The organism is Neobacillus sp. Soil_C_43 (assembly GCF_057656715.1).
On the sequence record NZ_JBDGJV010000007.1, the window covers coordinates 101,012 to 123,408 of the forward strand.

The 22,397-nt window shown below is 43.5% G+C and carries 22 protein-coding genes and 1 pseudogene; 16 read left to right on the forward strand and 7 right to left on the reverse strand.

Annotation, left to right across the window (positions count from 1 at the left end; genetic code table 11):
* Positions 1-61: 61 nt before the first annotated feature.
* Together nosZ and AC3A54_RS11605 are read right to left on the reverse strand one after the other, a co-directional pair.
* Positions 62-1,927, reverse strand: a complete 1,866-nt coding sequence (gene nosZ / locus AC3A54_RS11600) for a Sec-dependent nitrous-oxide reductase (protein WP_487654580.1) — start codon at positions 1,925-1,927, stop codon at positions 62-64.
* A gap of 24 nt (positions 1,928-1,951) precedes the next feature.
* On the reverse strand, positions 1,952-2,395 hold the full coding sequence (locus AC3A54_RS11605) for a cytochrome C (protein ID WP_487654581.1): 444 nt from the start codon (positions 2,393-2,395) through the stop codon (positions 1,952-1,954).
* 239 nt (positions 2,396-2,634) lie between these two features.
* Here AC3A54_RS11605 and AC3A54_RS11610 point away from each other — a divergent pair, with 239 nt between their 5' ends.
* Entirely contained in the window at positions 2,635-3,378 is a 744-nt protein-coding gene (locus AC3A54_RS11610) for a Crp/Fnr family transcriptional regulator (RefSeq protein WP_487654582.1), read from the forward strand.
* A gap of 478 nt (positions 3,379-3,856) precedes the next feature.
* Here AC3A54_RS11610 and bshB2 read toward each other — a convergent pair whose 3' ends face one another.
* The 3 genes from bshB2 to pdxK form a co-directional block, all read right to left on the reverse strand.
* On the reverse strand, positions 3,857-4,528 hold the full coding sequence (gene bshB2 / locus AC3A54_RS11615; RefSeq protein WP_487654583.1) for a bacillithiol biosynthesis deacetylase BshB2: 672 nt from the start codon (positions 4,526-4,528) through the stop codon (positions 3,857-3,859).
* Positions 4,529-4,566: 38 nt separating this feature from the next.
* Positions 4,567-4,914 carry a YojF family protein gene (locus AC3A54_RS11620; RefSeq protein WP_487654584.1) on the reverse strand — a complete coding sequence of 116 codons (348 nt, stop codon included), beginning with the start codon at positions 4,912-4,914 and terminating at the stop codon, positions 4,567-4,569.
* Between the two features lie 152 nt (positions 4,915-5,066).
* The gene (gene pdxK / locus AC3A54_RS11625; protein ID WP_335544186.1) at positions 5,067-5,900 is read right to left on the reverse strand and encodes a pyridoxine/pyridoxal/pyridoxamine kinase; all 834 of its coding nucleotides are present in this window, start codon (positions 5,898-5,900) and stop codon (positions 5,067-5,069) included.
* 319 nt (positions 5,901-6,219) lie between these two features.
* On the opposite strand from pdxK, the gene fdhD reads away from it, so the two are divergent.
* The 14 genes and pseudogenes from fdhD (at position 6,220) to AC3A54_RS11695 (ending at position 19,421) form a co-directional block, all read left to right on the forward strand.
* Positions 6,220-6,999, forward strand: coding sequence for a formate dehydrogenase accessory sulfurtransferase FdhD (gene fdhD, locus AC3A54_RS11630; RefSeq protein WP_335544185.1), 780 nt, complete (start codon positions 6,220-6,222; stop codon positions 6,997-6,999).
* 75 nt (positions 7,000-7,074) lie between these two features.
* Entirely contained in the window at positions 7,075-7,647 is a 573-nt protein-coding gene (locus AC3A54_RS11635; protein WP_487654585.1) for a twin-arginine translocation signal domain-containing protein, read from the forward strand.
* Positions 7,648-7,659: 12 nt separating this feature from the next.
* Positions 7,660-10,062 (forward strand): annotated as a pseudogene (gene fdnG, locus AC3A54_RS11640) (formate dehydrogenase-N subunit alpha); the annotation flags it as partial.
* Entirely contained in the window at positions 10,062-10,889 is an 828-nt protein-coding gene (locus AC3A54_RS11645) for a 4Fe-4S dicluster domain-containing protein (RefSeq protein ID WP_487654586.1), read from the forward strand. The pseudogene fdnG and the gene AC3A54_RS11645, both read left to right, overlap by 1 nt.
* On the forward strand, positions 10,882-11,592 hold the full coding sequence (locus tag AC3A54_RS11650; protein WP_335544183.1) for a formate dehydrogenase subunit gamma: 711 nt from the start codon (positions 10,882-10,884) through the stop codon (positions 11,590-11,592). Before AC3A54_RS11645 ends, AC3A54_RS11650 begins: the two co-directional genes overlap by 8 nt.
* Before the next feature lie 265 nt (positions 11,593-11,857).
* Complete coding sequence (locus AC3A54_RS11655) at positions 11,858-12,667, forward strand: formate dehydrogenase accessory protein FdhE (RefSeq protein WP_487654587.1); 810 nt, start codon at positions 11,858-11,860, stop codon at positions 12,665-12,667.
* Positions 12,668-12,850: 183 nt separating this feature from the next.
* Positions 12,851-13,447, forward strand: a complete 597-nt coding sequence (mobA, locus tag AC3A54_RS11660) for a molybdenum cofactor guanylyltransferase (protein ID WP_487654588.1) — start codon at positions 12,851-12,853, stop codon at positions 13,445-13,447.
* Between the two features lie 179 nt (positions 13,448-13,626).
* On the forward strand, positions 13,627-14,859 hold the full coding sequence (locus AC3A54_RS11665) for a molybdopterin molybdotransferase MoeA (RefSeq protein ID WP_487654589.1): 1,233 nt from the start codon (positions 13,627-13,629) through the stop codon (positions 14,857-14,859).
* A gap of 13 nt (positions 14,860-14,872) precedes the next feature.
* A complete protein-coding gene (locus AC3A54_RS11670; RefSeq protein ID WP_487654590.1) occupies positions 14,873-16,807 on the forward strand; it encodes a molybdopterin biosynthesis protein in 1,935 nt (644 codons plus the stop codon).
* On the forward strand, positions 16,808-17,275 hold the full coding sequence (locus tag AC3A54_RS11675) for a molybdenum cofactor biosynthesis protein MoaE (protein ID WP_487654591.1): 468 nt from the start codon (positions 16,808-16,810) through the stop codon (positions 17,273-17,275).
* The gene (gene moaD / locus AC3A54_RS11680; RefSeq protein WP_335545829.1) at positions 17,268-17,504 is read left to right on the forward strand and encodes a molybdopterin converting factor subunit 1; all 237 of its coding nucleotides are present in this window, start codon (positions 17,268-17,270) and stop codon (positions 17,502-17,504) included. The genes AC3A54_RS11675 and moaD overlap by 8 nt, the downstream gene beginning before the upstream one ends.
* Before the next feature lie 6 nt (positions 17,505-17,510).
* Positions 17,511-18,530 carry a thiazole biosynthesis adenylyltransferase ThiF gene (locus tag AC3A54_RS11685; protein WP_487654592.1) on the forward strand — a complete coding sequence of 340 codons (1,020 nt, stop codon included), beginning with the start codon at positions 17,511-17,513 and terminating at the stop codon, positions 18,528-18,530.
* A gap of 150 nt (positions 18,531-18,680) precedes the next feature.
* Entirely contained in the window at positions 18,681-19,031 is a 351-nt protein-coding gene (locus tag AC3A54_RS11690; protein WP_487654593.1) for a YwdI family protein, read from the forward strand.
* An 18-nt stretch (positions 19,032-19,049) separates the two neighbouring features.
* A complete protein-coding gene (locus AC3A54_RS11695) occupies positions 19,050-19,421 on the forward strand; it encodes a DUF423 domain-containing protein (protein WP_308081767.1) in 372 nt (123 codons plus the stop codon).
* Positions 19,422-19,619: 198 nt separating this feature from the next.
* Here AC3A54_RS11695 and gerQ read toward each other — a convergent pair whose 3' ends face one another.
* On the reverse strand, positions 19,620-20,102 hold the full coding sequence (gene gerQ, locus AC3A54_RS11700) for a spore coat protein GerQ (protein WP_487654594.1): 483 nt from the start codon (positions 20,100-20,102) through the stop codon (positions 19,620-19,622).
* Positions 20,103-20,336: 234 nt separating this feature from the next.
* On the reverse strand, positions 20,337-21,080 hold the full coding sequence (gene hemQ, locus AC3A54_RS11705; protein WP_487654595.1) for a hydrogen peroxide-dependent heme synthase: 744 nt from the start codon (positions 21,078-21,080) through the stop codon (positions 20,337-20,339).
* A 261-nt stretch (positions 21,081-21,341) separates the two neighbouring features.
* Between hemQ and pta the strand changes: the two genes are divergently transcribed.
* Positions 21,342-22,313, forward strand: coding sequence for a phosphate acetyltransferase (gene pta, locus AC3A54_RS11710; protein ID WP_335526693.1), 972 nt, complete (start codon positions 21,342-21,344; stop codon positions 22,311-22,313).
* The last annotated feature ends 84 nt before the right edge of the window (positions 22,314-22,397 follow it).

Sequence of the window (22,397 nt, forward strand, 5' to 3'; positions counted from 1 at the left end):
TGATAAATAGATAAAAGGATGTGGGTATCAATTGCTAAAATTGATACCCATCATTCACTTTTTACTTCTTAGGTTTGACTAGGAAGTAACCAGTCATTTCTTGGTGTAAGGCTGAGCAGAAGTTTGTGCAATAAAGCGGGTAAGTTCCTGCTTTGTTTGCAACAAATTCCATAGTGTTGGTCTGCCCTGGTTGTACTTCCATATTTAAGTTATAGCTGTTGATGGCAAATCCGTGTGTAATATCCTCATCGAAATCAATATTGGTTAAGTGGATGAAGACGTGGTCGCCTTCATTAACCTCGATGACATCTGGGCGTTTGGCTTTTGCATCAAAGACGAATTTTGAACGCATGGCGATCCCATACACATGGACTTCGTTTCCTTTACGAACAATTTTTGCTTCATCTTTTTTGTACACAGCGTCCTTATTCTTTGCATCCTTCGGATACACATTAATGGTTTTAATCTTATCTGCCTTAATCATTTGAGCATAGTGTGGTTCAGGATTTACAGGTGCTGATTGAATCACCTTCATCTTGCCGCTGATGTCGATTAACTGCATAGATTCAGGGTGTGAAGGTCCGACAGATAAATAGCTGTCTTTCGCAATTTTATTGAGAGCAACGAGCCATTTTCCGTCCGGTGCCACTGTGTCACCTTCTGCTGCAACAGAGTGTCCTGGAGAATACTGAACAGGTACACGGTCTAGTGTTTTACCAGTGTTAGGGTCCCATTTAACGATTTCAGAAGATATGAACATGGTTGTATAGGCCATGCCTTTGTCATCAAATTGAGTATGAAGTGGTCCAAGTGCGTTTTCTGGATTTACTTCTCGTTCCATGACGGATTTGTAATTAAGGATTGGAATCCCATTTCTTTCACCAGAGAAGTCTTTGTTTTCTACTGCTTTAAAAGCTTTTTCAAACGAGAATACGGTCATTGTTGGTGCTAACTTCCCTGAAGCGATGAAGCGTTTCCCATCTGGTGTAACGTCCACACCATGTGGAGATTTGGCAACCGGAATTAAGTAAATACCACCCTTTTGTTTCTCAGGGAAGATCATCTTTTGTCCGCCAACATCCGTGTACTTGCCGTCCTTGACCATTTTCTCAAGCTCTTTCCAGTTAAAAAGAACGATAAAATCACGGTCCGCTTGTGAGGCATTAATTTCAAGATTTGTTGTTGACTCTTCTGTATTGTAAGTCGTCATAACAGCCCAATCAGCGGAGCTCTTTTTACCAGCATCAGAAAGGTCATAGGACCATGGCGGCAGGGCAACCTGATAGGCAATATTTAGCTTTTCTTTGTTTTGGTCAAAGGTGACGGCAGACATCACGCCGCGGTACTTTGTGCTGTAGTCATCAAGTGATTCGTAGGCGGAACCAAGCGGTACGGCGAAACGAGTTGGCAGGAACATGTACTCTGTGTTTTCAGTAACGAAGGCCGCACAGTGTGGTCCGCTCGTATTTGGCACTTTAATAATGTCCTTTACGGTAAAGGTTTTTAAGTCCATTGCGGCCGCACGGCTATTACCGACGTCTGTCGCAAACATGTATTTACCATCGTAGTCACCCTTTGTTTCAGAGAACGCTGGATGGTGAAGGTCACCCCAAGTGTAGTCACCCATTAATTTTTTTGAATGCTCATCAAAGCCATAGCCGGTTGCAGAATCTGGCGAGAAAACCGGAATGGTTCTGATATGACGCATGGATGGAACCCCGTAAATGAACATTTGTCCAGAGTGACCTCCAGATGCAAATAAGTAATAATCATCCTTTTTACCGAATGGAACATATACCTTTTCTGCGTCGCTCTTGTTGGTTGAAGAAGCTTCCGTATTCGTTTTTGCTGAAAAATCAGCAAATGAAATCGTAGCTGCTACAAACCCTGCGAGCAGTCCCGATGCAATCGGAATCCATTTTTTCATATCCTTTGACACCACCTTTTCCAATTATTTTGCTTCAGATGCTTGTTTCAGAAGGTCTAATACTTGCTTCCGTTCATCATCTGTTAGTGGACTTTTGCCAATGACTCCTGACATAACAGCTGATGTTGGTTGTTTCAGGAATTCTTCAATTGGCTTGCCATGCTTACCTTCAACGTTAACAAATGCCTGTGAAAGGTCTGGTCCTACTGCACCACCTTTTAAATTAAGAGCTTCAACACTGTGGCAGCCTAGGCATCCTTTTTTATTAAGGATATTGTCTTCGCTAACAGCACTGCTTGTTTCTTTAGCAGCGGTACTTTCTTCTTTGGTTTCGGTTGTGGCCTTTGTTTCTGTTTGGGCTGTTTGTGATGGCTGTTCAGAAGTGCCCATAATGACGCCGAAAACTAGGTAGCCAAGACCAAAGCCAAGTACTGCGCTTATGACGAAGCTTAAAATTGCCTTATTCATTCTGTCCCCTCCTTTTTATCAAATGAACACCTTCATCCTAAAGGGATTGCAACCGGAAAATTGTGATGTACAGCACAGTTTTATTTTTGTTTATGAACGTTTTGTGAATGGGATAGTAAAGTCCTGTTTTGTTGCGGTTTTAAAAAAATGAACGTTTTGTGAATCTCGTCACTACATCTTCGTTGGAACTTACTTACAATGAATGGTAGAAATGAGTGAATGAAGAGGTGGTGGGGAAAGTGAGTGAGTCGGAGTGTTTAAAGGATCTACATTTATCGGTTTATCAAGAGGGGAAGCATGTCGATCTACTGCGGAAAATTGTCATCTTTAAGGATTTATCGCCTAAATCTCTGCAAGTCATTGAAAAACGGATTCAGACTTTTACCTTTAAAAAAGGGACCAGGATTATTTCAGAGGATGAGATTGCGAGAGGGGTTTATTTTGTCCGTTTGGGCGCGGTGAAGCTGACAAAGCAGGACGAGAACGGCAATGAGATCATTGTTTGCGTGAAGCAAAAAGGGGATGTGTTTGCTGAGGCGGGTTTGTTTACGCAAAAAACGGCTAAGTATCCGGCAACAGCCACGATGCTGCAGGACGGAGAGATTCTGTTCTTGGATAAACTGGAATTAGAGAGGGATTTATATAATGAACCTGAGCTTGCAATGCAAATGATTCGCTATATGAGTGATAGTTTAAGGGAGATGACGTCTCAGTTACGAGATGTTGCTTTGTTGGATGTGTATGCAAAAACGGTGAAGACTCTTGAACGGCTTGGGGAGAAGTTTAACACAGATAGAGGAAGATGGGATATTGAAATTCCTTTGACTGTTCAGGAGTTTGCGACGGTGGTGGGAACAACTCGGGAAAGCGTCAGCCGCGTGTTTTCGAAGTTGAAGAAAGAGGGATTAATTGACTTAAAGTCTAGAAAAATTGTTATTTTGGATTGGTGCGGTCTTTGTACGCTGCTGCATCGAGAGTATTAGAATAGGCATTGTTGTAGAAGTGAGATTGTGTAGAGGTGGTTTACGTTACCGAACAGGGTAAGAAAAAGGGTAACGTAGAACGCCACTACGAGACCGTTTGCCATTTTTTCGAGAGGCAACGGTCGCATAGAACGCCACTACGAGACCTTTTACCATTTTTTCGAGAGGCAACGGTCGCATAGAACGCCACTACGAGACCGTTTGCCATTTTTTCGAGAGGCAACGGTCGCATAGAACGCCACTACGAGACCGTTTGCTATTTTTTCCAGTGACAACGGTCGCATAGAACGCCACTACGAGACCGTTTGCTTTTTCCCTGTGGCAACAGTGAAGACGTAGAAACAGTCTACGTGACCGAACAGGCCAAGAAAAAGGGAAAAGGGTAACGTAGAAACAGTCTACGTTACCCAAAAAGTCAAAGGAAAGAGAAACAAGTAACAAAACACAATGAAAAAAGCCCTTCGTGCGCGAAGGGCTGTTAGTTTGCAAACTTATAGGTCCAAAAACGTTCGTTATTGATCCAAATCATGACTTGTGGGTCTTGATTTTTCAGCTTCTCTTCCATACCAATAAACATCTGCTCTGTCTGCGAACGGTGTGCTTGGATGGCTGCGAGCTTTGTTTGGCCTACAGGCGTGATATTATTGATAATATCCGGTTCCCCAAGCTCTTCGACACAATTATTAGAGAAAGCGACACAGTGTAAGGTCGGCCTTACAGCGGCAGGCATCTTCTCAACCGCTCTCACAACCGCCGCACCGGTGGCATCGTGGTCCGGATGGACGGAATAGCCTGGATAAAAAGTGATAATTAACGATGGATTCAGTTCGTCAATTAAGGCTGACATTGTGTCCGTTAACTTCGCATCATCTTCAAATTCAATCGTTTTATCACGGAAACCAAGCATGCGGAGGTCTTGAATACCCAATACGCGGGCAGCCTCCTTCAATTCCTGCTTTCGTATTTTAGGAAGATTTTCCCGATTGGTAAAAGGGGGATTGCCCATATTTCTTCCCATTTCCCCTAATGTTAAACAAGCATAGGTAACAGGAGTTCCATTCTGAACATGAGTCGCAATCGTACCTGATACACCAAAAGCCTCATCATCAGGGTGAGGAAAAACAACCAAGACATGGCGCTCTTTTTTCATAGTTCATTCTCCTTTCCGAGATAACTGTTCAGCACTCCTTACTCAAATGGAGTATGGCTGATTTCAAGGGCAACGGCCAGCTTTCCTTCATGGTCATGGCCGGCTAATAATAGATGGTTCTCTTCGTCGATTTCAAAGTGGGTAATCCCCTCTGCGTAAATCCAACCAAGGTAGATCTTTAGACCGACGCGATACGGACCATTTCCTGTAATCTTTCCCAATTCATAACGAACAAGGGCGTTACGAATATAGGCTCCAGCGGAAAAGAAAGATTGATCCTTATGTGATGCATAAGCACCATTGGTTGTTTCAAGGTGAATATAAACATCTTTGTTTGCAAAGCCATTAATGGCCTCTTGGACACGGCTTAACTCCACTAACTCCATGCCTGATGACCTCCTTCCCTTTGATCCACAAGCAGAATCTATAAACTATTCTTATTTAATAATGTAACTATCATACTAAAATCATTTAAAAAATGCGAAATGAATGCTTAAAAAAAGAGGTTGCACTTAACGCCAACCTCTCTTGAACTTATTTATTCACAATCTTCACAGTACTCGGTAACAGCGCCGCCACGGTACGCACCGTGCCAAGTCGGACCAACAAATTGGTTTAAGCGGAAGCCTTGCTGAATAGCAGCAGTAATAAATTCCTTCGCCACATCTACTGCATCATAGACAGATTTCCCTTTTGCCAGTTCTGCCGTAATAGCCGACGAATACGTACAGCCTGCGCCGTGCGTATATGTTGTTTCAAATTTTTCAGACTCGTAAAGCTTAAATTCCTTCCCATCATACAGCAGGTCAACCGCTTTTTCTTCAGAGTGAAGCTTGCTGCCGCCCTTAATTAACACAAATTTAGCACCCTGCTCATGAATTTTCACAGCTGCTTCTTTCATTTCATCAACGGTACGCGGTGTCTTCATTCCAGCAAGCTGTCCTGCTTCAAAAAGGTTAGGCGTAACGACTAAGGCACGTGGTAAAAGAAATTCGCGCATCGCATCTGTTGTCTCCGGATTCAATACCTCATCTTCGCCTTTACAAACCATTACCGGATCAATGACTACTTTTTCCAACTTGTTTTCATCAATTTTTCTTGCAGCTAATTCAATAATTTCAACGGTTCCAAGCATTCCTGTTTTCATCGCGTCAATTCCAACGGATAGAACAGTTTCCAATTGAGTCTCTAATGTATCTACTGCAATGGGAAACACACTGTGGTGCCAATCCTTTGGATCCATGGTTACAATCGTTGTTAACGCCGTCATGCCGTAAACGCCAAGCTCTTGGAATGTCTTTAAATCCGCTTGAATGCCTGCGCCGCCGCTCGTATCAGATCCTGCAATCGTCATTACTTTTTTAATTGTCATTATGTACTCTCCTCCTTCAATGTATCTGCCTTTCTTATTATAATTCATTTCCAAAAATATAACATAAATGTTGCACTGTCTTTTGTTTGTTCGGTTAAAAAGGTCAATCCTTGACAGAAAAATGACAATTAGACCATTTGTACTATTTGCATGCATTTAGCGTGATAAATATTACTTTCAAAAAAATGCGACGAAAGTACGATGAATACATAGGGACGTCTGATATTTTTCGACAAAGTGACAAATGTCGCTGTGTTGGAGTTGCTCCTATTTTTACAATGATTAAACAAAGAAAAATCTTAGGTGGGGAGGGGAATCAATGAACCGCAAGGGTTGTCCCGATGAATATCCAATTTCCTTAATCATAAACGGTTTTGAAATAGCCGTTTTTCAACTAACCAAATACGACCTAGAGGATTGGACCTATGGATATTTGTTTTCTGAAGGATTTATCCAGGAAGCAAGTGATATTGAATCCATCTTAATCAATGAGGAAATGGGCAGCATTCACGTTTCTCTCAGCTCCCATTTTGACGAAGAACAAGTTTTTTCAAAAAAGAAGCATTATACCGCGGGGTGTGGTAGAGGAGTTACCTTCTTTTCTATGACAGATGTGAAGAATTTTGATAGAGTCGCCTCGGATAAGACTTATCAATTAAGCTATCTCTTAAAAAAGAGAAGTGAATTTGCCCAGAATTCAGATCTTTACCTGGAGACAGGCGGTATGCATGGAGCCTGCATTATTGATGAAGAGGGCATGTTGACAATTCGTGAAGATATTGGACGTCATAATGCCGTAGACAAAATTATTGGCTACGCAATAAGAAAACGGTTACAGCCCGAAAGGTTAATATTACTCACAACCGGCAGGGTTTCATATGAAATGCTCTCAAAAGCAGCGAAATTTGGCTTTCCTGTTATCGGTTCACGTACGGCAGCCACCAAGCAGGCTGTACAACTGGCAAAATTTTTAAATATTGAGGTGATTGGCTATTTAAGAGGGAAAATGGCCACGGTGTATACCACTAATGGTCGAGTGATCAATGATGTAACGGCCGAGTTGCCATTAGAGAGAAGCATTGAAGGGGGGAATTCATAACGTAGAGTAAATGATGAAGAGAAATAGAGAGAGAAATACGGGATGTTCTAATCAATTTTGGGAAGGAGATTAGTGATGGTTGAAATGAACTTAAATCGCCGGCAATTTTTAAAGCTATCAGGTGCGACTGCAGCTACTCTTGCTGTTGTTGAACTGGGCTTTAATGAAAAGAAGGCCTACGCGAATACAAAAGAATTCAAAATTGCCAAAGCTACTGTAACACCAACCATTTGCTGCTACTGTGGTGTCGGATGTGGAATCCTCGTTCACACCAAAGATAATACTGTGGTTTATACGGAAGGGGATCCGGATAACCCAATTAACGAAGGTAAGCTTTGTAGCAAAGGAACCACATTAAGACAATTATATACATCTGAAAAACGATTAACCAAACCACTTTATCGTGCTCCAGGAAGCGATAAGTGGGAGGTAAAAGAATGGGATTGGATGCTAGACACCATTGCCAAACGAACAAAAGAAACACGCGACAGTTCATTTGTTGAAGTTGAAAATGGCATCACCGTGAATAAAACAGAAAAGATTGCAAGCCTTGGCGGCGCAGCACTTGATAACGAAGAAACTTATTTGCTATCAAAATTAATGAGAGGGCTTGGTGTAACCTATTTAGAGCACCAGGCACGAATATGACATAGTTCTACGGTTGCCGGTCTGGCACCTACATTTGGTCGTGGAGCAATGACTAACCATTGGAATGATCTGCAGCATACTGATTGTGCGTTGATTATTGGGGCAAACCCTGCAGAAAATCATCCGATTAGCTTTAGATGGCTGACAAAAGCAAAGGAAAAAGGCGGCAAGATCGTCAGTGTGGACCCACGTTACACTAGAACGTCGGCACAGGCAGATGTGTATGCTCCGCTTCGCTCCGGTACGGATATTCCGTTCATTGGCGGGATGATTAATTATGCATTAGAAAACAATCTCATCCACAAAGAGTATGTTGTTAACTATACAAATGCCGCTTTCATCGTGAAAGAGGGTTATGACTTTAACGATGGCCTGTTCTCCGGATACGATGAAGCAAAACGGGCATATGACAAAACAAAATGGGCAATAGAAACTACAGAAGACGGGAAACCAGTGAAGGATGCATCATTAACTCATCCGCGCTCCGTATTCCAGCTAATGAAGAAACACTATTCCCGATATGATGTAAAAACGGTAACAACGGTCACAGGAACTCCAAAAGAAGATTACTTAAAGGTGTGTGAAGCCTTCTGCTCTACCGCAAAGGTGGGAAAAGCAGGTACCATCATGTATGCAATGGGCACAACCCAGCATACAGTCGGCTCTCAAAACGTCCGTATTTATGCGATCTTACAGCTTCTATTAGGCAACATCGGTTTACCTGGCGGCGGAATCAACGCGATGCGCGGTGAATCCAATGTACAAGGTTCAACTGACTTTGGCCTATTATTTGATAACTTAACGGGCTACCTTGGTGCACCTAAAGCCACTGTTCCAGAGCATGCTACCCTTAAAGGCTACCTGGACAAAGAAACACCAAAAACAGGCTACTGGAGCAATAAACCGAAATTTGTAGTTAGCTTACTAAAAGCTTGGTATGGTGCAACCGCAACAAAAGAAAATGAGTTTGGCTATCAATTCCTGCCAAAAGGAAACAAAAACTATTCTCACATCAATTTATTTAACGCGATGTATAAGGGTGAGTTAGACGGCGCGTTCCTATTCGGTACGAACCCAGTGGTCGGCGGACCGAATGCAGGAAAAGAAAAAGAAGCCCTCGGTAACCTTAAATGGTTGGTAGCCATTGACCTTTGGGAAACGGAAACGTCTGCTTTCTGGCAAAAAGAAGCAGGCAGTAACCCAGCAAAAATCAACACAGAAGTATTCTTACTTCCAGCCTCTGCTTCTTTTGAAAAAGAAGGTAGTATATCAAACAGCTCTCGCTGGATGCAATATCGCTGGAAAGCGATTGATTCACGGGGCGAAGCAAGACCAGACCTTGATATCATTCATGAATTAGCCTTAAAACTAAAATCTTTATATGCGAACAGTCTTAAATCAGCAGACAAGCCGTTCTTAGCTCTAGATTGGAACTATGGAATAGGGGATGTACCTGATATTGACCTAGTTGCTAAAGAAATCAATGGCTATGACTTGAAAACAGGTAAATTAATCGCTGGTTTTGGTGCTTTACTAGATGATGGAACCACTTCAAGTGGTAACTGGATTTATTCCGGCTTCTATCCTGAAGAAGGCAAAAACAAATCCAAGAACCGCGATAACAAAGACACGGGCGGCGAGAACTATTTGAACTGGTCGTATGCATGGCCTTCCAACCGTCGAATTCTTTACAATCGTGCAGCAGCCGATCCTAGTGGTCAGCCATGGAGTAAGGAAAAGGCGGTCATCTGGTGGGATGCTGCTCAGAAAAAATGGGTCGGAAATGACGTCCCAGACTTTAAACCAGTGTTAGGGCCAACAGAGCCAGGCGGAACAGGCGCATTCATGATGAACAAAGATGGAGTCGCTCTATTATTTGCACCAACCTTGAATGATGGTCCATTCCCAGAGCATTATGAGCCATTCGAAAGCCCAGTGGCGAATGCTTTTTCTAAGGTTCAATTAAATCCAGCAGTAGTGGTCATTGAAGGTGACTTTAATAAAAAAGGCGATAAAAAGAAATTCCCGATTATAGCAACCACCTACCGTGTAAGTGAACACTGGCAGTCTGGCTCCATGACAAGGAATCAAGAATGGCTTTCCGAACTAGCAGGTCATATGTTTATTGAAATGAGCGAAGAGCTTGCTAAAGAAAAAGGCATCAAGAATAAAGATAAAATCGTTGTCAGCTCCGCACGAGGGGAAATTAAAGCCTACGCGATGGTAACGAAACGCTTTAAGCCAATCCTCACGAACGGTAAGAAGGTCCATGAAATTGGAATGCCATGGCACTTTGGCTATAAAGGATTTGCTACAGGAGATACAGCCAACCGCCTGACTCCACATATTGGGGATGCCAATACAATGATCCCTGAATTTAAAGCATTCCTCTGTGATGTTAGGAGGGCGGACTAATGACGAAATATGTAAAATATGTCGACGTAACGAAGTGTGACGGCTGTCGTGCCTGTATGGTGGCCTGTAAAAACTGGAACGACCTTCCGGCGGAGCCAACGGAGTTCCAAGGAAGTGTGCAATCCCATGCGAAAACAACAGCAGATACATGGAATGTCTTGCAATATATTGAGCATGAAAATGGCAAAGGTGATTTAGAATATCTATTCCGCCACTCTTCCTGCTTCCATTGTACAGATGCAGCCTGTGAAAAGGTGTGTCCGGAAAATGCCATCAGCTATACAAAGTATGGCTCCGTGGTCATTGATCAAGACAAGTGTGTGGGTTGTGGCTATTGTGTTCAAAACTGTCCATTTGAGGTTATTTCTTTAAAGACTTATAAAGATAAAAATGGCAAGGAGTACAAGAAGTCGCATAAGTGCACGATGTGTACGGATCGTTTAGATGAAGGCCTTCAACCTGCCTGCGTAACCACCTGTCACACGGGAGCGATGGAGTTTGGTGATGCCGAGGCTATGATTCAAAAAGCAGAAAAGCGCGTGAAGGAAATCAAGGATCGTTACCCTAATGCCATGGTATACAACCCACAAGGGGTAGGCGGCACACACACTGTATATGTGCTGGCAGAGAGACCATCTGTATATGGGTTACCGGAAAATCCAAAGGTTCCTACCTCTGCGGTGGCTTGGAAGGATTACGCACAGCCAATCGGTAAAATGATGCTTGGTGCGACAACGATGGCTGTTGTAGGTGCGTTCATTACCAACCGTTTATTTAATAAAGAAGGCAAAGACGAGAAGCAAGATGGAGGTGGTAGCCATGAGTAAAAAACAAAAGCCAGCCGTCCAAGTAAAGCGGTTTTCGAAGGCCTTTGTCTGGGCACACGCCGTCAATGCCCTATCATTCTTTGCACTCTATATTACGGCACTGCCTATGTACACGGAATTCTTCGACTGGTTGTATCCCGTTTTGGGCGGTCCAGAAGGAGCACGTCTTCTTCACCGAATCTTTGCAGTTGCATTTGTTACGCCTACCGTTATTTGGGTGATTTTTGACTTTACTGGCTTTAAGCGCTGGATGAAAGAGCTTATTACCTGGAAAAAAAGAGATCTTCAATTTTTCACAGAATTTGTTAAAGAACTTTTTGGCTTTAATTTTAAGCATGTCAGACAAACATTCTTTAACGCTGGTGAGAAGATCAACTCGATCATCCAAATTGTTACGGCGATTATGATTATTGGATCTGGATTTCCAATGTGGTTCCCACAATTTTTCCCAAGAGCTGTCGTTCAGTGGGGCTACTTCTTCCACAACTTAGGCTTTGGCCTAGCCATTGCTGTTGTTGTTGGACATATTTATTTGAGTGTCGTTCATAAAAACTCAAGACCAGGCTATTCCGGTGTTGTCACAGGAAAGGTCCCTGCTTGGTGGGCTAAAGAACACTACACAGAGTGGTATGAAGAAGAAGTGAAAAAAGGCAACTTCCCTAAACTAGATGACCCAAGCAACAAGAAGAAAAAAGGCGCTTAATAACAAATCGGGGAAAGGCTGTCGGTAATCTGACAGCCTTTACTTTTAAAAATAAGGCTGTGTTAAAGAACAGTGTTGATTTTTACACCCTGTTGATTGGAGCGGAAGGCACGAAGACTCCTGTGGGAGTATGGTTCAGGGGAGACCCCGCAGGCGCATGCGCCGAGGAGGCTCGCCGAAACACCCACGAACCGCTTGTGCCTGGAGCGGAAATCAACAGGCAAGTTTAACAGAGACAAAAATAAAAGAATGAGGTGCAGCAACGATGATTAAATCCGTTGTTTCAAAAGAGTACCAGGAATTGCAGAAGGAAATTGTGAAGCTTCAAGAACAGTGGAAACAACAGATAGATAGAGAGACCATCAGGCCCAATCTAGATAAGGCAGCTATGGCCGCAGGGATACCAGTCGCATCATTTACGGCTATTGATTTTGAAATTTCACTATTCCTACAGTGGATAGAGGAAATAAATTCCATGCTAGTAAAGTTTAATCCAGAATTAGAGCCAAAACTAGCTAGTATTGGTAATCTATTGAATGAAGAAGTAGCGGTGAAGTGGATTGAAGAGGCATTTTCCATCAATCATGTGTATTTTGTTGGTTTTGCACAAGCAAATGGACTGGAAGAATGGATTCCGCAATTCCTGGCTGAAACAGCCCTTCGACCTTATTTACAAGTAACTGCTGAAAAGGTCCAAAAGGACATAGATAAGACTGTTCCAGGAGCCGGCTGCCCAGTCTGCGGAGAACCGGTAAGAATAGCGTCTCTTGAGGAAGAGGGAAAAAAAGTGATGCACTGCCCGCGCTGTCTGGCACATTGGCATGCTAGACGCCTGGAGTGCTCGCACTGCGGCAATGAAGACCACAAAACCATTCAGTTTTTAACGATTGAAGGCGATGCTGTTTCGCAAATTCAAGTTTGCGATGAGTGTAATGGCTATATTAAAATTATTGATACAAGACAATATATCAACAAACCCTCTGCCGCATTACTAGACTTAAACAGCATCCATTTAGACTTCGTCGCCCAAGAAAATGGATATAACGCGGTAGGTATAAAAAAAGTAGACAATTAGGCTTTGTTTAAACTGATAGGTTTTTGGCACTGTTGATTGGAGCGGAAGGCACGAAGACCCTGTGGGAGTACGGGTCAGGGGAGACCCCGCAGGTGCATGCGCCGAGACGCCCACGAACCGCTTGTGCCTGGAGCGGAAATCAACAGACAAGTTAACAGAAACAAAAACTAAGAAGGTGCTAAGGTGAAGGCTGCGGCTATTATTTTATCAGGTGGAAAATCTAGCAGAATGGGCACAAACAAGGCCCTGCTAAAAATAAACGAGAAAACAAACATCGAAAGAATTGCAGATACGCTAAAGCCCCTCTTTGATGATATAATTCTAGTAACCAACAATCCTGAATCTTATGAATTTTTAGGATTGAAGATGGTAAAAGACCATTATCCTGGTATGGGGCCACTCGCAGGGGTTCATGCAGGCTTAACTCACTCGAACTATGATGTGAATGTGATTGTTGCCTGTGATATGCCGTTTGTTTCAGGAGAACTGGCGCAAACGCTCGTCCACCTCTGTAGCCATTACGATGCCGTCATACCTGTGATCAATGGAATACAGCACCCACTTTTTGCTGTCTTTAAAAAGGAGATTGCAGGTGAAGTGGCTGGGAGTATTGAAGAAGGAACACTTCGAATGAAGCACCTTCTGAATCGCTTACAGGTGTTGTATGTTACGGAAAAAGAATTGCAATCTCATAGTCACTTCGATCTTGAAAAGGTCTTTTTTAATATGAACCACCCGAATGAGTATGAAGATGCTAAAAAGTGGGCCGAAGCAGAATAGAAAAGCGCAAGCGCCTTGTTCAGCCCCGACAGGCAAATGTTCTTCGGCGAGAAAAGTCCGCCTTTTGACTTTTATTGCCGAAGGTTATTTGACCCGAGGGGCTAGGCGCTGGAGCTAGACAATTCTCGAAGTCGAATTTTATACTTTCGTATAATGACACAAGGGGGAAAAGGGGAACCATGCAATTTTTCAAAGTAAAAACAGTGGAAGAGACATATTCCTTAATTGAGGAATATATACCGGTAATGCCACAAAAAGAGGTGCGGGTGCTGGAAGAAGCGCTCCATTACATTCTTGCCGAGCCGGTCGTAGCCAAGGAAAATGTCCCGAGCTTTGACCGCTCAACTGTGGATGGATATGCTGTAAAAGCGAAGGATACGTATGGTTCCTCTGAATCAATGCCTGGATTCCTTACTGTAACTGGGGAAGTGAAAATGGGCGAAGTCCCTCATTCTATGGTTTGCACGGGCAATGCTGTCTACGTGCCAACTGGCGGGATGATGCCTTCAGGCAGTGATAGTGTCATAATGATTGAACATTGCGAGGACCTCGATGGCCTCTTAAATACGTATAAGCAAATTGCACCAGGCGAAAATGTGATAAGAGCCGGTGAGGATATAAAAGAAGGAGAAACCCTCCTAACCGCTGGGACAAAGCTTCGTCCTCAGGAATTAGGGGCCTTGGCCTCCTTAGGGATTACCCATGTAACGGTCTTTCGTCAATTGAAGGTCGGCTACTTATCGTCCGGAGATGAAATTGTTCCCTATCAAACAGAAACCCTCCAAGAAGGGCAAATTCGCGACATCAATCACTTAACCATCTCAGGGTTAGCCCGTGAATGGAATGTAGACGTTGTATACGGTGGTATTGTAAGGGATGATTTTGAAGTCTTCCGTCAAAAAGCGAGAGAGCTTTACGATCAAGTGGATTGCCTGATTCTTTCAGGAGGAAGCTCTGTTGGGGCAAAGGATTATACCACTGAGGTCATTCAATCCTTAGGGGATCCGGGAGTATTTGTCCATGGAATTTCCATTAAACCAGGGAAACCAACCATCCTTGCTATGGCAGATGGGAAACCAGTCATTGGGCTACCGGGACACCCTGCGTCTGCGATGATTATCTTCCGTTTATTCGGTGAAAGAATTTTACGAAAGCTGATGGGGGAAAAAGTAGAGCGAAAACCAGAGCGGATATTTGCAAGAATCACAAAGAATATCCCATCCTCCCCGGGACGATCTGATTATATTCGTGTCCGTCTAGTTGAAAAAGAGGGAGAATGGTGGGCGGAGCCGATTATCGGAAAATCAGGCTTAATTACCACACTCGTTAAAAGCGATGGAATGGTTGAGATTAGTTCAGAAAAAGAGGGAATTTCACAGGGTGAATACGTTCCTGTGATTGCATCGCGATAGGGGGAAAAGGCAAATGGAGCAGACATATTATAAGCGGAAAATTTATTTAGAAGATAAACCCCGAGCGGAAGCGAGAGAAGAAATTCTTGCGGCACAACAGCTGCCCTCTGAAACGGAATATATCTCAGCAACAGAAGCTTTGGGACGAGCAACGGCTGAACCGATTTTTGCACGGGTTTCGATGCCCCATTATCATGCTTCAGCGATGGATGGCATTGCTGTAGTGGCAGAAAGTACCTATCAAGCACATGAGCAAAATCCACTGCAGCTAAAAAAAGGCAGTCAATTTTGCTATGTAGATACAGGCAATGCGATTCCATCCCCATTTAATGCCGTGATTATGATTGAACATGTGGATGTAATCGATGACGAAACGATTGAAATTATTGAGCCAGCCACACCTTGGCAGCATATCCGCCCGATTGGGGAAGATATCGTTCAGGAGGAAATGCTGTTCCCGCAAGGACATGTATTAAGACCAGCAGATTTGGGTGTATTGCTTGCTGCACAGCAAACCTCCATTCCTATCGTCAAAAAACCAGTGGTGACGATCATTCCAACCGGGAATGAACTGGTTGAGGCAGAATCAGAGCTGTCTTCTGGGAATATTATTGAATTCAATGGCACGGTTTTTGCCAATTTTATAAAAGAGTGGGGCGGAGAGCCGAAGCTCCATTCCATTGTTAAGGACGAGCCGGAAAAAATTAAAGAAGCCCTTTTGGCGGCATCGGAAACCTCCGATATTATTGTCATCAATGCCGGTTCTTCTGCAGGACGGAAGGACTTCACGGTGCACATTATTGGAGAAATTGGCACCGTCTATACCCATGGGGTCGCCGCACGGCCTGGAAAGCCTGTTATTTTAGGAAAAATAAATGGGAAAATCGTTGTTGGTGTTCCAGGGTATCCGGTTTCCGCCTATTTGGCCTTGGAGTGGTTTGTCCGTCCATTAGTGTGTAAGTACTTAGGAATTCCTGAACCAAAAAGACAGACGGTAACGGTTAAGCTTGGCCGCCGCATTGTCTCGTCCATGGGTGCAGAGGACTTTGTTCGAATGAATATCGGCTATGTGAATGGCCAATTTGTTGCTAATCCACTGACAAGGGCAGCCGGTGTAACGATGTCCTATGTCAGAGCAGATGGCCTCTTAATCGTACCGCCAAATATCATTGGTTATGAGCAAGGAGACTTTGCGGAGGTGGAGCTGTTACGACCGCTGGAAGAAGTGAGAAACTCCATTGTGTTTAGCGGCAGCCACGATATGACGATTGATCTATTATCATCCCAATTGAAACGAGTTCATACGGAAAGAAAAATTGTTTCATCGCATGTTGGCAGTATGGCTGGAATTATGGCGATTCGAAAAGGTGAGGCCCATGTAGCGGGCATTCATTTGCTTGACCCAAGTAAAAAGCAATATAATGTTTCATATGTAAACAAAATTCTAGCGGGTCAAGACGTGGTTCTGTATCCATTTTTAAAAAGAAAGCAAGGCTGGATTTTACCAAAAGGAAATCCACTTGAAATAGAAACTGTTGCTGATTTGGTTAGAGGTAAGGCGAATTTCGTCAACCGCCAAAAAGGAGCCGGTACAAGAATTCTGTTTGATTTGCTGCTCTCGGAAGAGGGACTCTCCTCAGAAGATATCATTGGCTATGAGCGGGAAATGTTCTCCCATCTTGCCGTAGCGGCAGAGGTCAAGGGTGACAGTTATGGTGCCGGACTCGGAATCTACCCTGCAGCGAAAGCAATGGACCTAGATTTTATTCCTGTTGCCGATGAAGAATATGATTTAGTGATGACAAGAAGCTTTTATGAAAGTGACAACGGAAGACAGCTAGTTGAGCTGATCCAATCCCCTGCGTTCAAAGAACAAGTAGAAAAGATTGGCGGCTATCAAGTAGTGGAAAATGCAGAGCCAAAGCGCTTGTCAGAAGAGGTGGAATAAATGAAAATGTTCGAGATTTCAAAAGAACCGATTGATATCCAAGCAGTGATTGATAAAGTCGTTCAGCGCGAGGCGGGTGCGATTACGACCTTTATTGGTACCGTCCGTGAATTAACGAAGGGAAAGAAAACGTTATTTCTCATTTATGAGGCGTATGAAGCCATGGCTGTGAAAAAGCTGGAGCAAATCGGTGCCGAGATTGAACAGCGCTGGGAAGGTTCATGTGTCGCAATTACTCACCGCGTTGGTCGTTTAGATATTACCGATGTAGCGGTAGTGATTGCCGTTTCTACCCCGCACCGTGCAGATGCATATGAAGCCAACCGTTATGCGATTGAACGGATTAAGGAAATTGTTCCCATCTGGAAGAAAGAGCACTGGGAAGACGGCGAAGAATGGATGGGCAATCAACTTGAAACGGTCGCATATCCAAGCGGCAAGCCTGAGGAGAGTGACATGAATGAATAAGGTACTATTTTTTGCCCATTTACGAGATGCAATCGGCGGTGAGGAGTTCCTTTCGATCGATGCAAGCGGTAAAACCGTTGCTGAGTTAAAGGCTGATTTAACTGCCAACTATAACTTGCCTAAAATGGATACGGTGATGACAGCGATCAATGAAGAGTTTGCTTCCAATGATGAGGTTATCTCTGATGGTGATATCATTGCGTTCATTCCTCCGGTTAGCGGGGGCTGATTCAGTATGGATGAAAGGTATTCACGGCAAGTTCTCTTTCCAGGGATCGGTAAAGAAGGGCAAGAGAAGATTAGGAGAAAACATGTACTGATTATCGGCGCCGGAGCGTTAGGGTCGGGAAGTGCCGAGGTTTTGGTCCGGTCTGGCGTGGGCAAGTTGACGATTATTGATCGGGATTATGTCGAAGCGAGTAATTTGCAACGGCAGCAGCTTTATACGGAGGAAGATGTCTCTGAAAAGCTACCAAAGGCTGCGGCTGCAGAAAAGCGCCTGCGTGCTATCAACTCCGATGTAGAGATTCGGGCAATCATCGGTGATGCGACTCCTGAATTGCTGGAGGAATTGGTAGTCGGTGTGGATTTGATGATGGATGCAACCGATAATTTTGAGACGCGGATGGCGATGAATGATGTATCGCAAAAATACATGATTCCGTGGATCTACGGCGCTTGTGTCGGCAGCTATGGGATGAGTTTTTCCATTATTCCAGGGAAAACACCTTGTCTTAACTGCTTGTTACGATCGATTCCGCTCCAGGGGCTGACCTGTGATACAGGTGGCATTATTTCTCCTGCTGTACAGATGGTTATTGCGCATCAAACCGCGGAAGCGCTAAAGATTCTGGTTGAAGATTATGATGCTGTCCGCACATCGTTTGTCAGTTTTGATTTATGGAGAAATGAATATACGAGTTTAAAGATGTCGAAGGCGAAGTTTGCTGGCTGCTTATCATGCGGCGAGGAGCGAACGTATCCGTATCTGGATTATGAGAATATGACGAAAACGACGGTGCTGTGCGGACGCGATACCGTGCAAATCCGACCTGGGGTTGCTAGTGAAATTTCCTTGGAACGGCTTGCCGGGCAGCTTAACTCACTAGGTTATGTAGTGAAAGGTAATCCCTATCTGCTATCTGTGGAAATGGGCGAAGAACGGATGGTTATTTTTCAAGATGGCCGCGCTTTGGTCCATGGAACCAAAGATTTAACACACGCAAAAACCATCTATCAACGAATTTTAGGATAAAAGAAACCCGTACCGGAATATGGTACGGGCTTTTTGCTTTATTCGACTTGTTTCACGTGGAACATGTCGAATGGTGGATGGGTCAATTTTTCGTAAAATAGTTGAATATCAGGTAGAATAGAAACGAGACTGAAAATAGAGGTGTCACAAATGAACATATCCATCCAAAAGCTCTTAACTAAAATAGAAGAAGAATTAAAACAAGCAAAAACGGCTCAAATGCAAGAAAGCTTGCGGGAAAAGGTATACTCTATTAAAATATTATGCGAATTGATACTGGATGATAAGCCAGCAGCACAGAGTGAACGACTGTTGAACGCTCCTGCAGCCGCGAGGCCAGTACAAACACAACCTGCCTATCAGCAGCCAGTGGCCGCACAGCCAGTTTTTCAACAGCCGATTATGAATCAACCCATCTTTCAACAACCGGCACCCGTCCAACAGGGAAAAAAACTAGAAATGGACAACGAAGCAAACGGAGATTCATTATTTGATTTTTAAAATGGGAGGAAATACAAAATGAAAGCTTTTATCGTAATAGGGGCGATTAATGCCTTTTTAGCAGTAGCACTTGGTGCCTTTGGCGCACATGGATTAAAGGACAAGCTAGATGCTCATTATCTTGAGATTTGGAAAACAGGCGTGACCTACCAAATGTTTCACGCAACCGGCATATTAATTATTGGTCTACTTCTTGGAAAAGTAGCAGCAAGCTCACAATTTGCCTGGTCCGGATGGTTAATGTTAGCTGGAATCATCCTATTTAGCGGCAGCTTGTACGCATTAAGCTTAACAAAAGTAGGCGTATTGGGAGCTATCACACCAATTGGCGGAGTGTGCTTCTTAGCGGCATGGATCCTGATGATTGTTGGAGCGGTTAAACATTTTTAATCTAAAAAAGGCATTGGGTTATAGCCCAATGCCTTTTTAGCATAATCAGAAGTATAAAATTCGACTTCGAGAATTGTCCAGCTCCAGCGCCTAGCCCCTCGGGTCAAATAACCTTCTGCAATAAAAGTCAAAGAGCGACTTTTCTTGCAGAAGAACATTTGCCTGTCGGGGCTGATCAAGGCGCTTCCGCTTTTCTTATTATCTTGGCTGATAAGTACCTAAGCCTGGTGCTGCACCATATGGATATTCATATTCGATTTCTTCAGCAAACGTAATGTAATCGACCGCAACCATCGGAATAAGGAAACGAGTACCGGCTTGCGGATCACTTAAAATAACATGGTCTCTTCCTGCCGCCTCAATAATTCCTTTAAATTCTTTCGCGTTCCATTGATTGTTACCCTCGAAGGTTGCAAAAACACTAACAAGTTTTCCTTTGTTTAAACGTAGAATATTTTCAATGTACGATTGCTCAATTGGAAGCATACCTTGCCCGCCCCCTCCACCAGCTGGTGGCATTTGTGGCATTTGCGGCATTTGCCCCATTTGCTGCTGCATCTGTCCTGTTGATGGTGGCGGGAATTGTGGGAAGCCTTGCCCTCCACCCATAGGTTGTGCACGGTTTTGTCCAGCTACTCCAGTATAAGGCTGAAATCCTTGTGGATTGTTATATTGGTTCATCTTTTCCCCTCCTAAAATAATTGAACGAATCGCCCAACAGTTTATTCATACTCCAAAGAAGCCCAAAGGGTTACAGTTGGTATGCTACTTTTTTCTCACCTCACCTTGATGAGACATACGGAGCTTTATTTGAGACTCGCTGTTTAAATAGTATGAAGGGGTTGGGGGAAATATGACTGGCTTTTGGCAGGAAAACAAAAAAGCTCTCAAGCCATGGCCTGAGAACTTTTCGTATTATACGTGAAGGAATGTGGATACGCGTTCTTCTTCGAGAAGATTCCCAACGAAGAAGGCTCCAAATTCGCCGTAGCGAGCACTTACCTCATCAAAACGCATTTCATAGATAAGCTTCTTGAACTGAAGAACATCTTCTGCGAACAGGGTAACGCCCCATTCGTAATCATCGAAGCCAACTGAACCAGTGATGATCTGCTTAACTTTCCCTGCATATGTACGGCCGATCATTCCGTGGCTGCGCATCATATTGCGGCGTTCTTCCATCGGAAGCATATACCAGTTGTCATTGCCTTGACGGCGCTTATCCATTGGATAGAAGCAAACATGCTTCGTTTTTGGAAGCGTCGGGTAAAGGCGCGCCAAAATTTGTGGGTTCTGGTATGGATCTTCTCCTGCTGGCAGGTAGTTGCTTAACTCCACAACCGAAACATACGAATGAGCAGGAATCGTGAATTCTGCTAATTTTGTTTTGTTAAATTCTGTTTCAATCGCATTTAATTCTTCCATTGTTGGACGTAAAATCATCATCATAAAATCAGCCTTTTGACCAACAATTGTATATAAAGCATGACTGCCTTCTTTACGTTCCTGTGTTTGGTTCCATTTTTCAACTAGACTTAGAAACTCATGGATAGCGGCTTGGCGCTCATCACTTGAAAGCATCTTCCACGTTGTCCAATCAACTGTACGGAAATCATGCAGGCAATACCATCCGTCAAGCGTTTGTGCTGCTTCACTCATTAAAATCACTCCTAAATAATGATTCTTCTTATTAACACTCTTAACTATAACATAGTTTGACCAAGTGAAGCCTCAATAAAACCTTAATTGAAGATAAGTGGATATTTTTATTAAAATGGGTAAATAGTAAAATCGAGAGTGTAATTTTTTGAAAACAAAAACATTTCGATGAAACCGTTATCTGTGACGTACTTTGCTTGAAATTTTACTTTGGTAAAGTATGCTAATAGGGGTAGTTTTTTTAAAAGGGAGGATTTCATTGTGAGTGATTTATTTGAAGGGTTAAAACAAAAAGTTTCCGGCCGTGATTTGCGTATTGTTTTTCCAGAGGGCTTAGACGAGCGGATTGTTAGAGCGACAGCCCGTTTAGCAGAGGAAAAATTAATCACACCGATTCTAGTAGGTAATATTGAACAAGTGCAGGCCAAAGCAAATGAGCTTGGCGTTTCTTTAGATGCTGCTGAAATCTATGATCCGGCAACTTATGCGGGTATGGATGAACTTGTTGCTGCGTTTGTTGAGCGCCGTAAAGGAAAAGCAACGGAAGAAGATGCACGTAAGATTTTACTAGATGAAAACTATTTCGGCACGATGCTCGTATATACGAAGAAAGCGCACGGTCTTGTCAGTGGTGCGGCACATTCGACTGCAGATACAGTGCGTCCTGCCTTGCAAATTATTAAAACAAAAGAAGGCGTTAAGAAAACTTCTGGTGTGTTCATCATGGTTCGTGAGGACGAGAAGTATGTATTTGCCGATTGTGCTATCAATATTGCACCAGACAGCAATGATTTAGCAGAGATCGCCATTGAAAGCGCGAAAACGGCTGAAATGTTCGATATGGAGCCACGTGTTGCCATGTTGAGTTTTTCAACAAAGGGTTCAGCGAAGTCTCCTGAAACAGAAAAAGTGATTGCAGCAGTGGAAGAAGCAAAGCGTCGTGATGCTTCACTAGTATTGGACGGCGAGTTCCAATTTGATGCGGCTTTTGTTCCATCTGTGGCAAAAAGTAAGGCACCTGGCTCTGTACTTCAAGGGGATGCGAACGTGTTTATTTTCCCAAGTCTGGAAGCAGGAAACATCGGTTACAAGATTGCACAGCGTTTAGGTGGATTCGAGGCAGTTGGCCCGATTTTACAAGGACTAAATGCACCGGTAAACGATCTGTCTCGCGGTTGTAACGAAGAAGATGTGTACAAGCTGGCATTGATTACAGCTGCACAAGGATTATAGAAAGAGTTGGTTTTAGAGAGCTAGTCCGAGGTGGGCTGGCTCTTTTTTGTCACCAACCCTCTCTTTTTGATAAAATAACTCTAT

What these genes read in the sequence shown, in the direction of transcription:
- hemQ (WP_487654595.1), bottom strand. Translation starts at nt 21,080, where the DNA reads ATGAGTGAAGCAGCACAAACGCTTGACGGATGGTATTGCCTGCATGAT.
- AC3A54_RS11635 (WP_487654585.1), top strand. Translation starts at nt 7,075, where the DNA reads ATGGTTGAAATGAACTTAAATCGCCGGCAATTTTTAAAGCTATCAGGT.
- AC3A54_RS11675 (WP_487654591.1), top strand. Translation starts at nt 16,808, where the DNA reads ATGAAAATGTTCGAGATTTCAAAAGAACCGATTGATATCCAAGCAGTG.
- moaD (WP_335545829.1), top strand. Translation starts at nt 17,268, where the DNA reads ATGAATAAGGTACTATTTTTTGCCCATTTACGAGATGCAATCGGCGGT.
- fdhD (WP_335544185.1), top strand. Translation starts at nt 6,220, where the DNA reads ATGAACCGCAAGGGTTGTCCCGATGAATATCCAATTTCCTTAATCATA.
- AC3A54_RS11665 (WP_487654589.1), top strand. Translation starts at nt 13,627, where the DNA reads ATGCAATTTTTCAAAGTAAAAACAGTGGAAGAGACATATTCCTTAATT.
- nosZ (WP_487654580.1), bottom strand. Translation starts at nt 1,927, where the DNA reads ATGAAAAAATGGATTCCGATTGCATCGGGACTGCTCGCAGGGTTTGTA.
- AC3A54_RS11650 (WP_335544183.1), top strand. Translation starts at nt 10,882, where the DNA reads ATGAGTAAAAAACAAAAGCCAGCCGTCCAAGTAAAGCGGTTTTCGAAG.
- AC3A54_RS11695 (WP_308081767.1), top strand. Translation starts at nt 19,050, where the DNA reads ATGAAAGCTTTTATCGTAATAGGGGCGATTAATGCCTTTTTAGCAGTA.
- AC3A54_RS11685 (WP_487654592.1), top strand. Translation starts at nt 17,511, where the DNA reads ATGGATGAAAGGTATTCACGGCAAGTTCTCTTTCCAGGGATCGGTAAA.
- AC3A54_RS11645 (WP_487654586.1), top strand. Translation starts at nt 10,062, where the DNA reads ATGACGAAATATGTAAAATATGTCGACGTAACGAAGTGTGACGGCTGT.
- bshB2 (WP_487654583.1), bottom strand. Translation starts at nt 4,528, where the DNA reads ATGAAAAAAGAGCGCCATGTCTTGGTTGTTTTTCCTCACCCTGATGAT.
- AC3A54_RS11690 (WP_487654593.1), top strand. Translation starts at nt 18,681, where the DNA reads ATGAACATATCCATCCAAAAGCTCTTAACTAAAATAGAAGAAGAATTA.
- gerQ (WP_487654594.1), bottom strand. Translation starts at nt 20,102, where the DNA reads ATGAACCAATATAACAATCCACAAGGATTTCAGCCTTATACTGGAGTA.
- AC3A54_RS11620 (WP_487654584.1), bottom strand. Translation starts at nt 4,914, where the DNA reads ATGGAGTTAGTGGAGTTAAGCCGTGTCCAAGAGGCCATTAATGGCTTT.
- AC3A54_RS11670 (WP_487654590.1), top strand. Translation starts at nt 14,873, where the DNA reads ATGGAGCAGACATATTATAAGCGGAAAATTTATTTAGAAGATAAACCC.
- AC3A54_RS11605 (WP_487654581.1), bottom strand. Translation starts at nt 2,395, where the DNA reads ATGAATAAGGCAATTTTAAGCTTCGTCATAAGCGCAGTACTTGGCTTT.
- AC3A54_RS11655 (WP_487654587.1), top strand. Translation starts at nt 11,858, where the DNA reads ATGATTAAATCCGTTGTTTCAAAAGAGTACCAGGAATTGCAGAAGGAA.
- pdxK (WP_335544186.1), bottom strand. Translation starts at nt 5,900, where the DNA reads ATGACAATTAAAAAAGTAATGACGATTGCAGGATCTGATACGAGCGGC.